6 protein-coding genes are annotated in these 13,181 nt (G+C 44.7%); 5 read left to right on the top strand and 1 reads right to left on the bottom strand.

The genetic code is table 11. The annotated features are described in order from the left end of the window. Positions 1-326: 326 nt before the first annotated feature. Positions 327-2,978, bottom strand: coding sequence for an alanine--tRNA ligase (gene alaS / locus IQ263_RS01210; protein ID WP_194065784.1), 2,652 nt, complete (start codon positions 2,976-2,978; stop codon positions 327-329). A gap of 1,277 nt (positions 2,979-4,255) precedes the next feature. Between alaS and IQ263_RS01215 the strand changes: the two genes are divergently transcribed. The 5 genes from IQ263_RS01215 (at position 4,256) to IQ263_RS01235 (ending at position 12,942) form a co-directional block, all read left to right on the top strand. Continuing rightward, positions 4,256-4,864, top strand: a complete 609-nt coding sequence (locus tag IQ263_RS01215; RefSeq protein WP_194065785.1) for a hypothetical protein — start codon at positions 4,256-4,258, stop codon at positions 4,862-4,864. A 6-nt stretch (positions 4,865-4,870) separates the two neighbouring features. Further along, positions 4,871-7,819, top strand: coding sequence for an OmpA family protein (locus tag IQ263_RS01220; RefSeq protein ID WP_194065786.1), 2,949 nt, complete (start codon positions 4,871-4,873; stop codon positions 7,817-7,819). Positions 7,820-7,821: 2 nt separating this feature from the next. Beyond that, positions 7,822-8,358, top strand: coding sequence for a Rab family GTPase (locus tag IQ263_RS01225; RefSeq protein ID WP_194065787.1), 537 nt, complete (start codon positions 7,822-7,824; stop codon positions 8,356-8,358). After that, positions 8,355-9,905 carry a PAS domain-containing sensor histidine kinase gene (locus tag IQ263_RS01230; RefSeq protein ID WP_194065788.1) on the top strand — a complete coding sequence of 517 codons (1,551 nt, stop codon included), beginning with the start codon at positions 8,355-8,357 and terminating at the stop codon, positions 9,903-9,905. The genes IQ263_RS01225 and IQ263_RS01230 overlap by 4 nt, the downstream gene beginning before the upstream one ends. Positions 9,906-10,137: 232 nt before the next feature. Further along, positions 10,138-12,942 carry an adenylate/guanylate cyclase domain-containing protein gene (locus IQ263_RS01235; protein ID WP_194065789.1) on the top strand — a complete coding sequence of 935 codons (2,805 nt, stop codon included), beginning with the start codon at positions 10,138-10,140 and terminating at the stop codon, positions 12,940-12,942. Positions 12,943-13,181 lie beyond the last annotated feature (239 nt).

Here is a 13,181-nt window from a genome sequence, read left to right on the forward strand (position 1 = left end):
ATTGGTTATTGGTTATTGGTTATCGGTTATTGGTTATTAGTTATTGGTTATTGGTTATTGGTTATTGGTTATTGGTTATTGGTTATTGGTTATTGGTTATTGGTTATTAGTCATATCGTTGACCGTTGCATCGTCAGGTGATTTAACCGGCGCTAGAACACAGAGTACACAGAGTCCGAGAATATATATCTGAATCATTCCGATGCTACCGGATTTGATATCATTAGTCAGTAGGGGCGGTGGATGGTGCGGGCCCGCCCTTCTTCTTAACAGCCAACAGCCAGCAGTCAACAGTCAACAGTCAACAGTCAACTGTCAACAGTCAACTAACCCAACCCTTCAATCAACAAATTGCGAGCACTTTCCAAGGCTTCCTGCAACTTACTAACATCGCGTCCGCCAGCTTGGGCCAAATTAGGCCGCCCGCCGCCTTTACCGCCGCAAAGTTGAGCAATTCCCCCGATAAACTTGCCAGCTTGCAATCCTTTCTTATTGACTTCTGGACTAAAAGCTGCAACCAAACTTACCTTATCCGGTTCAGGAATTGAGGCCAAAACTACCGCAGCATTTCCTAACTTTTGCTGCAATCTTTCGGCCGCAGTTTTCAGGGCTTCTGTATCCACATCACCCAATTGAGCTACAATGATTTTGAATTCACCGAGATCCTCAGCCGCATTTAGCAACTGGTCGGATTTCGCGATCGCCAATTCCGACTTCACAGCAGCCAAATGTTTCTGAGTATCCTTCAACTCATTCTGCAAATTAGTAATCCGGTTGGGTAACTCTTCCGGCTTCGCCTTAAATCGATCGCCCAAATCGCGCACAACCCTGTCTCGCACATTCAAATAATCCAAAACAGCTTGGCCCGAAACCGCCTCAATCCGGCGAGTACCAGCCGCAACCCCAGCCTCGGAAACAATCTTAAACAGCCCGATTTCTGCGGTATTGTTGACGTGAGTCCCCCCGCACAATTCCATCGAAACGCCGGGAAAATCGATTACCCGCACCACATCGCCGTACTTCTCGCCAAACATCGCAGTCGCGCCTTTTTCCCTCGCTTGGGCGATCGGCATTTCTGCAACTTCCGCAGCGTGGGCTTCAGCAATCCAACTATTAATTAAATCCTCAATTTTTTGCAATTCTTCTGCGGTGACAGCGCGGGGAGAATTGAAGTCAAACCGCAATCTTTCTGACGATACCAGCGAACCAGCTTGCGAAATCGAATCGTCCACAATTTTTCGCAAAGCTGATTGTAATAAGTGAGTTGCTGTGTGGTTGGCCTGAATTCGGCGGCGGCTGCTATTGTCAATCTTCGCAGTAATACTATCGCCAACTTTCAGGGTTCCCCGTTCCACCAAGCCGAAATGCACGAAGAAATCCGATTCTTTCTTCACGTCATCAACTCTCACCAACAAACCATCACCATTTTCTCCGCTTTTCAAATAACCTCGATCGCCAATTTGTCCGCCGGATTCAGCATAAAACGGCGTTTGGTTCAACACAATTTGTACCTCGGTTCCCGCCTCTGCAGATTCCACAGATTTGCCGTCAACTAAGATAACTTCCACCTCAGCTAAACTCGACAATTCAGCATAACCAACAAACTCAGTTCCCTGGATTGTTTCAGCCAACTTATCCAAAGAACCCTGCACGGTTAAATCGATGGTTTGATGAGCTTCTTTGGCGCGAGTTTGCTGTTCTTTCATCGCGACTTCAAAGCCGTCCAAATCGACAGTGATTCCCTGTTCTTCAGCAATTTCTTGTGTCAGTTCTAAGGGAAAACCGTAGGTATCGTAAAGGGTGAAGGCATCTTGACCGCTGATTTGTTGGTTGGTTTGCTGTTTTGTGCGATCGACAATTTCTTCCAGCAGCTTCTCTCCGCGTTCCAAAGTCTTGAGAAACTGCGCCTCTTCCCTGGCTAATTCTGCCTTAATTTGAGCTTCGCGCGATCGCACGTTGGGATACGCAGCTTCCGAAAGGGCGATCGCACTTTCGGCCACCCGCACCGTAAATTCACCCTGAATCCCAATCAGCCGCCCGTGGCGCACCACCCGGCGAATCAACCGGCGCAAAATGTAACCCCGACCCACATTCGACGCGCGAATTTCGTCTGCAATCATGTGTACCACAGCCCGAATGTGGTCGCCAATTACTTTCAGCGAAACCTTGACTTTTTCATCGCTATTGTGGTAATCAATTCCGGCAATTTCCGCCGCCGATTGAATAATCGGAAAAATCAAATCTGTTTCGTAATTATTGGGGACTTTCTGGAGGATTTGCGCCATCCGTTCCAGTCCCATGCCAGTATCAATATTTTGATTTTGCAGCGGTGTTAAATTGCCCTCTGCATCCTTATTGTACTGCATGAAAACCAGGTTATAAAATTCGATAAACCTGCTATCATCTTCGAGATCGATATTGTCGCCTCTTTCTGGGTGAAAATCGTAGTAAATCTCCGAACACGGGCCGCAGGGGCCTGTGGGGCCGGATTGCCAGAAATTGTCTGCTTCTCCCATGCGTTGAATTCGATCGCCCGGAATGCCAATTTCATCGCGCCAAATCGCAAAGGCTTCGTCATCTTCTCGGAAAACACTCACAACCAAATTTTGGGGCGGTAAACCGAAAACTTCCGTGGAAAGTTCCCAAGCCCAGGCGATCGCCTGTTTCTTGAAATAATCCCCAAAACTAAAGTTACCCAACATCTCAAAAAACGTGTGGTGGCGGGCGGTGCGGCCTACGTTTTCGATGTCGTTGGTGCGGATGCACTTTTGCGAAGTTGTGGCGCGCGGCGAAGTGGCGGCGCGCTGACCGAGAAATATTGGCTTGAATTGTAGCATTCCGGCGATCGTCAGCAACACTGTCGGATCTTCCGGTACCAAAGAAGCGCTGGGCAAGATTTTATGTCCCCGCTGGGCATAAAAGTCGAGGAATGTTTGGCGGATTTCGCTACCACTGAGACATTTAGGAGAAATAGACATGAGAAAAGCACTTAAGTATTTGAAGGTGTAGCAACAATAGAATTTATAGTCCCGGACGCACCTATGTCCAGAAACCCGATTTTTCAACCAGAATACACGGTTGGTAAATCCTCAATCCCGATGAAAAAACCCGGTTTCTTTGCGGATGAGTGCGTGAGTCCTAACTTACATCTATGTGGATATTAATATCATTATACGTAGTAATGTAAAGACCTATCAAGTTTTGCAAATAGTGCTTTACTACTCCGAAAGCTCGTGCTAACTTAATAATAGACACCGGGACAGAAAGAAACAGGAGGTCGCTATATTTAGAAGCAAAGTTCAAGGATATAGGCATGGTGTCTCCGGTCTAGATTCCCCAGCGCAGCCGAAATTAACCGAACACAACTTGGAATAGTGGCAAAACTAGCGATCGCGCAGTTAAGCCAAACCGCCGTCGAGTCAGACTTATTGTGCTTGCGGATTAAAAGTAAAGTTGCACAAATTGTCAACCCTAGTAAGTAATCGTTCTTTACCGGAAACACATCTCGTTTGTTAGAAAAAACAAAGCTCTCATATTATTGGGTCTGATCGCTGTCGATCGGGCCCTACGCTTTTTGAGAGGAAGATGGGGAGAAAGTTCGATGTTTATTCTTCAGTCTGCGGATGCGGAGGAAAGTTGGTGCAGACCTGATTTTAACCGCCGAGTTGAATCTTTCGAGCCATAGATCCTATCACGTTCGGTCTACGATCGTAACAAAAACGGTTCGTAGTGCGGACCTTAGTCTGCACTAGAAACCAATTTTATCGTTGTGAATCGACAAGACAGGATATTATAGATAGTTGCACTGGTGCGATCGCGTCTGCCCCTTTTTTTGCCGTGACCTAGATGCCCTGGCATCAAGGGCGCTCAAAGATGCGATATCATGGAAAAGTCAAGACAAGACATTAAAACCTATCCCCTGTATAGCAGGAAACTCTAAGCTTGAGGAGCTTGCTGCAAAGCAAGAATAGCAAACCGCCATTTTAGGTTACAAAACCCACCCTAAGAATTTGAATCTCAGGATATAAAGGAGTCAAAACTCTAAAAAATCCCCTCCCCGACACAGGGGTGAGAGTTTCAAGCAATAGAGTTCTGTCAAGTCAAAAAAGTAGTGCAGCCAACTGTTGTAATAAATCACCGCAGAAAAAGCTGCAGGCGCGTCTTTAGAGCCTACTTAAAATGCTCGACAGGCAAATTAACAAAAAATTCCACACAGTTCTAAAACTCACAATATCGGGAGATTCGAGGTACAAAAATGGCAGAAATCACTAAAGAAGAAATGCGCGAACGGCTGGGAAATATAGACCAGATTCGAGATATAATTTTCGGGGCGCAGCTTAGAGAATACGACAATCGCTTCGATAAAATAGATTCTGAGCTGTCAATGATGCAGCAAGATACCCAAGCTCGCATCGAACAGATAAAAACAGTTCTATCCGCAGAAATGAAGGTGGCAATTGATTCGTTAGAAAAGAAAGTTAAATCGCTTACCTCAAACACGCAAGAAGAAAGCGCCGACCTCCGCCAGCAAATCGATCGCCTTAACCGCAAATTCTCCAGCAGCATAGAATCCCTCGACGAAGCGATAGACAATCAAACCAGTTCGATTCGCGACGAACTCTCCCAAACCAGAGAGCGACTCTCCGAAGAAACCCGCACTCTGAAAACACAGGTTTTTGAAGAACTCGACCGCCGCTTTTCCATGCTCAGAGACGTTAAAGTTTCCAGAGATGACATGGCAGAAATTCTGTTTGAACTAGGCATGAGGCTCAAAGGAACAGAATTTGTCCCCGAACTTAAAGGCGTTACTGATAATAAATTAAATAACGAATTCTTGTTGCCGGAGCGCCACCACCACGGATAATCACGCATGGCTTTACCGAAAGAAAATCCAGAAGTTGAAAATCAGCTAGAGGGTTTTGTTTCTCAACCTGACGAGTCTGCTGCCAGCGCAGCAACCCAGCTAGAACCATTCCTGAATCTGTTACTCGATCTCAAAATTATTGCTGATTCAAACCAGCAAAGTTCCGATCGCGAAAGTGACAGCAACAGCGAAAACGATCGAGCTGGGGCCCTCGACGGGTTGATGGATTTGTTACCTATTTCCTCTGCTTCTGCTGAGGAAATTACCACAACTGCTCCCTCAAACACTCAATCTCCCCAATCCGAAGCTGACAGCAACAGCAAAAACCATCGAGCGGCAGCTACCGGCGGGTTGATGGATTTGTCAGGTATTTCTCGGCAAGAGCAAGAGGAAATTGCAGCGCAGCAAAATCCCGATTCCGAAAGTCACAGCATCGGCAAAAAAGCTCAAGCTGGAGCCCTCGGCGGGTTGATGGATTTGTTAGGTATTTCTGAGCGAGAGCAAGAGGAAATTGCAGCGAGCGTCCAGCACAAAACTGCCTCTGGCGAACCCAAATCTACAAATTTTCCGGCCGTTGCAGGCGAGTCGAAAAGTTGGCTGTTCCCTACTCAAAAACTCAACAGTTCTGAACTGGAAAGAAACTATTCCTCAGCTAAAACTATAGATATTTCCGCAGATGTTTCGGAGTTTGAGAGAGAATCGCCTGACTTGACAATTTCAGATTATCCTCAGTACGTACAGGCGGAAAAATCCCAGGATTTAGACACCGCTTTAGAGGATTTGTCCGATCGCCCAACTCTAGAATCACCCGCAGCAACTAATCCAAATACCGCAGTTCCCGCACCTTCACAGCCCTCAGAAAAAATGTATCTAGATGCGGTGGTTGCTTCTGGGCCATCGATGTCAGAATTGCCAGAACAGCCGACACCGATATCGCAGCGATCGGAAATATTAGGCGAAATTAAACAAGACTTAAATGAAGCCGACAACGCGATGGAAAGGCTGCAAAGTCTGATTTTTGGCTCGCAAATCTCGGATATCGAGCAAGTCAAAAATCTCCTCGAACAAAACGACTTGCCCGGTGTGCGCCACCTGATGGTAACTATCAACGATAAATTAGGAAAACTCGAACACCAAATCCACGATCCCCAAGAACTGATCGCGCTGATGCTGCCTTGGATCGCAGAAATTCTCAGCCGCAAAATTACCGATTCCCGAGAAGAAGTTGTTAACGCGATCGTGCCAATTATTGATGAAGTAATTAGGGCAAAAACGGTAGAAAACAGGCCAGCAATGAGTTCGGCGATCGCTGAATTGCTCCCAGACGCCCTTGCTCAACAAATAAAAAATTCGCCACAAGAAATTGCTAAGGCGATCGCCCCAGAAATTGGCATGGCAATTAAAGAGCAAATTCGCCTTGACCAAGAGTCGATCGCCCAAGCCCTCGCTCCGGAAATGGGCAAAGCGATTACAGCCCAAATACAACTCGAACGAGATGCAATGGTGGATGCCCTCTATCCCGTCATAGGCAATACTATTGCCAGATACATGGCAGAAGCTATCAAGACAATCAATGAAAAAGTGTCAAATGCCATGAGCGTGGAAGGAGTGAAGCGCAAAATTCGCTCCAAAGTACAAGGAGTCTCCGAAGCCGAATTAATCCTCAAAGAATCAGTACCCTTTACCATCCAAGCAGTATTCTTAATTCACAAAGCATCAGGCTTGATAATTTCCGAAGTTCAAAACTCCGAAAGTTACCAGTTAGAATCAGAAATGGTAGCAGGAATGCTCACAGCTATTCGCAGCTTTGTCAACGAGTGCATCGTTGTGCCGGGAGAAATTTCCGAACTCAATCAAATTGAATACGGCGACTCAAAAATTTTGCTAGAAGTAGCGGGATACTGCTACATTGCAGTCGTAATTAAAGGAGAACCGCCAGAATCGTTCATCAGCAAGCTGCGGAAAACACTTAGTAATCTCATCCTTAATTACGCTAAATTAATTCACGAATTTAACGGCGACCCCGATACTATACCGGAGTCGCTGCACCCGTTTATCAAAACTTTATTCGACCCCCTGGACAAGGAAAAATCCACAAAACCCCCGCTCGCCCTAGCCGGGATCAGTTTACTCGCCCTCAGCTTAATCTTAGTACCTTGGGGAATGTATCAGTACCGCCGCAGCATCGACCGCCCCCTGGTAGCAAATGTCGCTTTAGCTTTAGCATCGACGCCAGAATTAGCAGTTTACCGCTTAAACGCCGACCTTGAGGGCAACACTCTCAAGTTAACCGGAAAATTGCCAAATCCACAATTGCGAGCAAAAGCCGCAAAAATAGCTGCATCAACTGTACCAAATCTGAAATTAGACAATCAAATTATCGCTGTAGATGTACCTCCCGACCCTGTTTTGGCAGCCGGCGAGGTGCAGCGGATTACCGCTGTTTTGAACCAGAGGGAGGGCGTTTCTATTTCTACTCGCTATGGCGATCGCAAAGTGACAGTAGAGGGCACAGTCACCGACGCTGCAGACTCACAAAAAATTGCTCAGTCCCTAAAACAAATTCCCGGCGTTCAGTCCGTCGTCAGCACGATTAAACTAGATCCGCTCCAGATCTTAAGCCGCATCTACTTTGACCCAGGAACGGCGAAATTAGACTCAACATCCGCAGAAATCATCGCCAGTGTCAAAAAATTCATGGATCGATATCCTCAAAAACATATTAAGATAATTGGGCACAGCGATGGAACTGGCGAAGTTGCCACAAATCAACGGCTGTCGCTCCGGCGTGCCGCAGCAGTGCGAGATGCTTTGGTGCGGCAAGGTGCAGACCCCAAGCGCCTCCAAACGATCGCCAGCCCCAATTCACCCGACGGCGTAGAACCCAATCAACCGCTACTTTTGAGCAGATGCGTGATATTTGAACCAATAACTAAGACCGCAAACGGCAAATAATTATGTCAGTTACTATATCTAAAAAAATGTGCATGATCGGCGACTTTGGCGTGGGCAAAACCAGCTTGATCCGCCGTTTTGTCGATCGGCAATTCAGCGACGAGTACCTCTCCACTGTCGGAGTCAAAATTTCCAGCAAAATTATTACATTAGAAAATATAAAACAGCAGGCAAATATCACAGCCAAGTTGCTGATTTGGGACTTAGAAGGGCATACAAAATTCAAAGGAATTGCACCGACTTACTTGCAAGGAGCTAGCGGCGTTTTAATCGTTGCCGATGTCAGCCGAACCGAAACAGTTGAGCGAATCTCCGAACACATTAAGCTTTTTTCTTCAGTCAATCCCAAAGGGTTAATTATCATCGCCTTGAACAAAATAGACTTGATAGACGAAGAAAAATTGGCAATGCTAGTGGAAATCTCCCACGCGATCGCTAAAGACAAAGTAATAGCAGTTTACACCACATCTGCCAAAACAGGCCAAGACGTTGACGAAATTTTCCACAAACTAGCTTACACAATGGTAGAACAAACATGAACCCCCTTTTTAAGAAACTCTTGGGCCCGCGACAAACAGAGTATCTGGTAGTAAATCACAACTTCATCATTCAGGAAACCTCCGCCGAAGCACAACATTATGCCGATACTCCCGGCGACGCGCTCCCCGGCACAGATGCTCGCATCAGTTTTCCCGAACTGATTGGTATTGAAAATATCCTGATTTCCATCGCAATGGGACGGCGGCCGAGTTTTGAACTCAAAGGTATCGCTCGGTTTGCCGACAACAACCACCCTTTATACTTCGATATGTTGGCAGTAGAACATGAAAACGAACAAGGTGTGGCAAATAATTTGCTCATTTTGATTGAAGATGCCACCGAAAAAATGGTAATGAAGCAATCATTAATTCAGAGAGCAAATGAAGCTAATCTGTTGGTAAGCGCCCTAGCAGCTTCTAAAGATTATATAGATAAAGTTATTAGCTCGATGGGCGATGCTTTGTTAGTGACAACAACCTTAGGAATTATCAAAACAGTCAATCAATCGGCACAAGGGTTATTTGGGTATAGTGAATCAGAATTAATCGACCATCCACTCTCCAAAATAGTAGTCGAAGAAACCTTGCTTTACCAAGCTCGCCATCGCTATATTTTGTCTCAAAAAGAGCTGCTCCGAGAACTGGAAGTAGTCTGTACTACCAAAATAGGAGAAGAAATTTGGGTAGAATTTTCCTGTTCGGCAATTCAGACAGAATTACAAGGACTTTACGATTTCATCTATATCGGCAGAAACATCACAGAACGCAAACAACAAGATATAGAAATTCGTAGTTCTTTGGTAAAAGAGCAAGAACTAAGACAAATAAAATCTCGTTTTTTTTCAATGCTCGCTCACGAATTCGGCAATCCTTTAAATACAGTATTATTTGCTACTCAAATCCTCAAAGAATACGGCGACTCAATCACCCACGCAGAACAACAAGAATATCTCGGACACCTTAAATCAGCATCTAAACACATGGCTCACCTATTAGATGATGTGCGGTTGCTCAGCAGCGCCGAAGCCGGAAAACTCCAATTCAATCCCGCACCAGTTGACTTGCTAAAATTTTGCAGCGAATTAGTAGAATCAATTAAAATTAGTGAGGGACAATATCGTAAAATTAACTTTATTTGCCGACCATCAACTCCGCCTGCGAAAAAAACCGATCGCGATTCGGAGAAAACACAACCCGATCCCGAACTCGATCCCAAATTGCTGCGGCACATCTTGACAAACTTGCTTTCTAATGCAGTAAAATACTCACCTACCGAAAGCAATATTTATTTTCAATTAAATTGTTATCATGAAAAAGCTACATTTAAAATTCAAGACGCAGGCATTGGCATTCCGATAGAAGACCAAGAACAACTATTTGAATCCTATTACCGGGCCCAAAATGTCGGTAAAATCCCCGGTACAGGACTGGGTTTATCTATAGTCAAGCAGTGTGTAGACTTGCACGGAGGTCAAATCGAATTTTCCAGCGAGACAGGGTTAGGCACTACCTTTATAGTCACAATTCCATTTTACAAACAAAAATAATACAATTTGCGATTTGCGATTTGGGAATTACCCCGCTCAAAAACGGGTACTTGCTTGCCGACGCGAGCGTCAGGGTCGAACCCAAAATTTTAGACAAAAGTTCAAGCTGCCAGATTCATCTGTGGAGTAAATCTCAAATCTCAAATCTCAAATCGACTAATGACTAATGACTAATGACTAATGACTAATGACTATCAGGAACAGAGGGCGCATTCACTACTAAGAATCCAACATGAACACCCTGTTAAAAAAGCTGTTGGTTCCCCACCACCTGGAGTACCTAGCACTGGATAAAGACTTTTTAATCCAAGAGACATCTTTCCAAGTGCAGCGCTTCGCGGACTTTCCCGAAGAAGTAACGGCCGGCAACGATGTGCGGCTTCCTTTTCCTGAATTGGTGGGAACTGAAGAAATTTTAATCGATATTTTTGAAGGGCGGTTGCCAAACTTTGAATTTAAAGCGATAACTCGGGTACTAGAAAATGGCTCGCGGCTTTATTTTGATATGTATATCGTCGAATTCAGCAATGACGATAATTATCAGAGATTAATTATATTTTTTGAAGACGTAACCGACAGGATGGGTTTAGAACAAACTCTAGTCCAAGCTACCAATGAAATGAATATTTTATTGAGTACCTTAGCCGCTACTAATAATTATGTTGAAAAAATTATTACTTCAATTGCTGAAGTTTTGTTGGTGACAACTGCATCGGGAAAAATCAAAAAAATCAATCAAGCGACTCAAGATTTATTCGGTTACAGCGAATCAGAATTAGTAGGACAGCAAATAAACGCTCTTGCTGCTGATGGTGAATCTTTGCAAGCAGTCAGCCAACAGCAGTCTCAATCATCTCCAACCAATGTCGAAGTAGTTTGCACGGCAAAAACCGGAGAAAAGTTCACAGTTGCTTTTTCCTGTACGGCAATTCCGAGTGAAATTCAAGGAATTTCTCAAACAAGGGGCGCCCTCCAAGATTTCGTGTACATCGGCCGCGACGTTACAGATAGAGAGCGAGCCCGCAAGCGAAAACTAGCTCAGTACGTCACCACTCGTATCCTGTCTACATCCGAAACAATCAAAAAAGCTCTAACAGCAATTCTTCCGGTAATTTGTGATAGTTTGGGATGGGATACCGCCGAACTTTGGATGCCGGAAGCGGGCGAAAAACTGCTGTCAGGAAGTAAGAGAATAACTGCGGTTTCCGACCCCAATTTGCTGCGCTGCCTGGTCAGTTGGAGAAAACGATCGGTTTCTATCCCTAAATTTGCCGAATTTGGCGAACAAATGACCTGTGAGTTGGGGGAAGGATTGCCCGGTATCGTTTGGGCTAGCGGTTCCCCTCAGTGGATTGCAGATGTCACAAAAAGTGATATTTTTTTGCGCCGAGAAATCGCTGCAATTGAAGGACTGCACGGAGCTTTTGCCTTCCCTATTTGGGGGGATTACGAGCAGGAAACTTCGGAAAAGTCTGTGTTGGGAGTGATGACTTTTTTTAGCTGTGAAGTGCGGAGTTTTGATGAAGATTTGCTCCAAATAATGGGGGCAATCGGCAGTCAACTCGGTCAATTTATCAAGCGGAAACAAGCTGAAATAGCCTTGCGGGACAGCGAAGAACAACTGCGAGATTTATTTGAAAATGCTACTGATTTAATTCAAAGTATTGGAGCTGACGGTCATTTTTTGTATGTAAATCGGGCTTGGCGGGAAACTCTGGGCTACAGCGAAGCAGAAATTGCTGAAATGAGTGTTTTTGATATTATTCATCCCAATAGTTCCCCTGAGTCTCTGGATATATTATATCAAGCTATCAGTAAAAATGACTTTAATGAAGATACATTTTATCCCGATTCTATCGAAGTAATATTTATCACGAAATCTTCTGAATTAATTTTGCTGGAAGGTAGCATAAGCTGTAAATTTTCGGAAGGTTCGCTAGTAGCGATTCGCGCTATTTTGCGAGATATTACTGCTCGAAAAATGGCAGAAGATGCCCTGGCACAATCGGTGTCTTTGCTGCAAGCAACCTTTGATTCTACGGCTGACGGTATTTTAGCTATTGACAGGAACGGAAAAATAGTCAGTTTCAATCGGGAATTTGTGGAAATGTGGGGGATACCTAATGAAGTGATGGCGCTGCGAGACGATGCTACAACGATCGCTTTTGTGCTGAACCAACTCAAAGATCCCCAAGGATTCCAAGACAGAATAGAATCGCTTTACGATCAGCCAGAAGCCGAAAGTTTCGATTTGTTGGAATTTCAAGATGGCAGATTTTTTGAACGCTATTCGGAACCGCAGCGGCTGGGAGATAAAATTATCGGCAGAGTCTGGAGTTACCACGATATTACGGAACGCAAGCAAGCGGAAGATGCCCTGCGGGAAGAACAAGCAAAATCAGAAAAGTTGCTGTTAAATATTTTGCCGAAGGCAATAGCAGAACGCCTCAAACAAAACGAAACTACTATTGCTGAATATTTTCCTGAAGTGACTGTTTTGTTTGCAGATATTGTGGGGTTTACAGCTTTGTCTAGCACGATGAATCCGATCGCTCTGGTGGAACTCCTCAATAAAGTTTTTTCAAGATTCGATTTGTTGTGCGAACAGCACGGCTTAGAAAAAATCAAGACAATTGGCGACGCATATATGGTGGTGGGAGGGCTGCCGAATCCCAGGGCAGATCACGCTGAGGCGATCGCCAAACTGGCTCTAGATATGCAAACAGAAATGGCTCGGTTTCATCAGAAGAATCACAAATTTTTTAGCATCCGCATCGGTATCCACAGCGGCCCGGTTGTGGCCGGAGTTATTGGCATCAAAAAGTTTATTTATGATTTGTGGGGCGACACGGTAAATATTGCTTCCCGAATGGAGTCTCACGGTATATCTTGGCGGATTCAAGTCAGCGAAACTACTTATAAGTTATTGGAACACCAATATTTATTTCAGGAACGGGGAATTATTCAAGTTAAAGGAAAAGGGGGAATGAAAACTTATCTGCTCGTTAGGAAAAAAAAATTAGTCAGTAGTCAGTAGTCATTAGTCAGTAGTCATTAGTCAGTAGTCAGTAGTCAGTAGTCATTAGTCAGTAGTCATTAGTCAGTAGTCATTAGTCATTAGTCATCGGTCATATCGTTTCCGGTTGCATCGGAATGATGTTAACAGTTAACAGTCAACAGTTAACAGTTAACAGTTAACAGTCAACAGTCAACAGTTAACAGTCAACAGTCAACGCCTGAATTTACTATTCCGATGAAGAGAGGATTTGATATGAT

The organism is Tychonema sp. LEGE 06208 (genome assembly GCF_015207505.1).
Lineage (GTDB): Bacteria > Cyanobacteriota > Cyanobacteriia > Cyanobacteriales > Microcoleaceae > Microcoleus.

What these genes read in the sequence shown, in the direction of transcription:
- alaS (WP_194065784.1), bottom strand. Translation starts at nt 2,978, where the DNA reads ATGTCTATTTCTCCTAAATGTCTCAGTGGTAGCGAAATCCGCCAAACA.
- IQ263_RS01215 (WP_194065785.1), top strand. Translation starts at nt 4,256, where the DNA reads ATGGCAGAAATCACTAAAGAAGAAATGCGCGAACGGCTGGGAAATATA.
- IQ263_RS01220 (WP_194065786.1), top strand. Translation starts at nt 4,871, where the DNA reads ATGGCTTTACCGAAAGAAAATCCAGAAGTTGAAAATCAGCTAGAGGGT.
- IQ263_RS01225 (WP_194065787.1), top strand. Translation starts at nt 7,822, where the DNA reads ATGTCAGTTACTATATCTAAAAAAATGTGCATGATCGGCGACTTTGGC.
- IQ263_RS01230 (WP_194065788.1), top strand. Translation starts at nt 8,355, where the DNA reads ATGAACCCCCTTTTTAAGAAACTCTTGGGCCCGCGACAAACAGAGTAT.
- IQ263_RS01235 (WP_194065789.1), top strand. Translation starts at nt 10,138, where the DNA reads ATGAACACCCTGTTAAAAAAGCTGTTGGTTCCCCACCACCTGGAGTAC.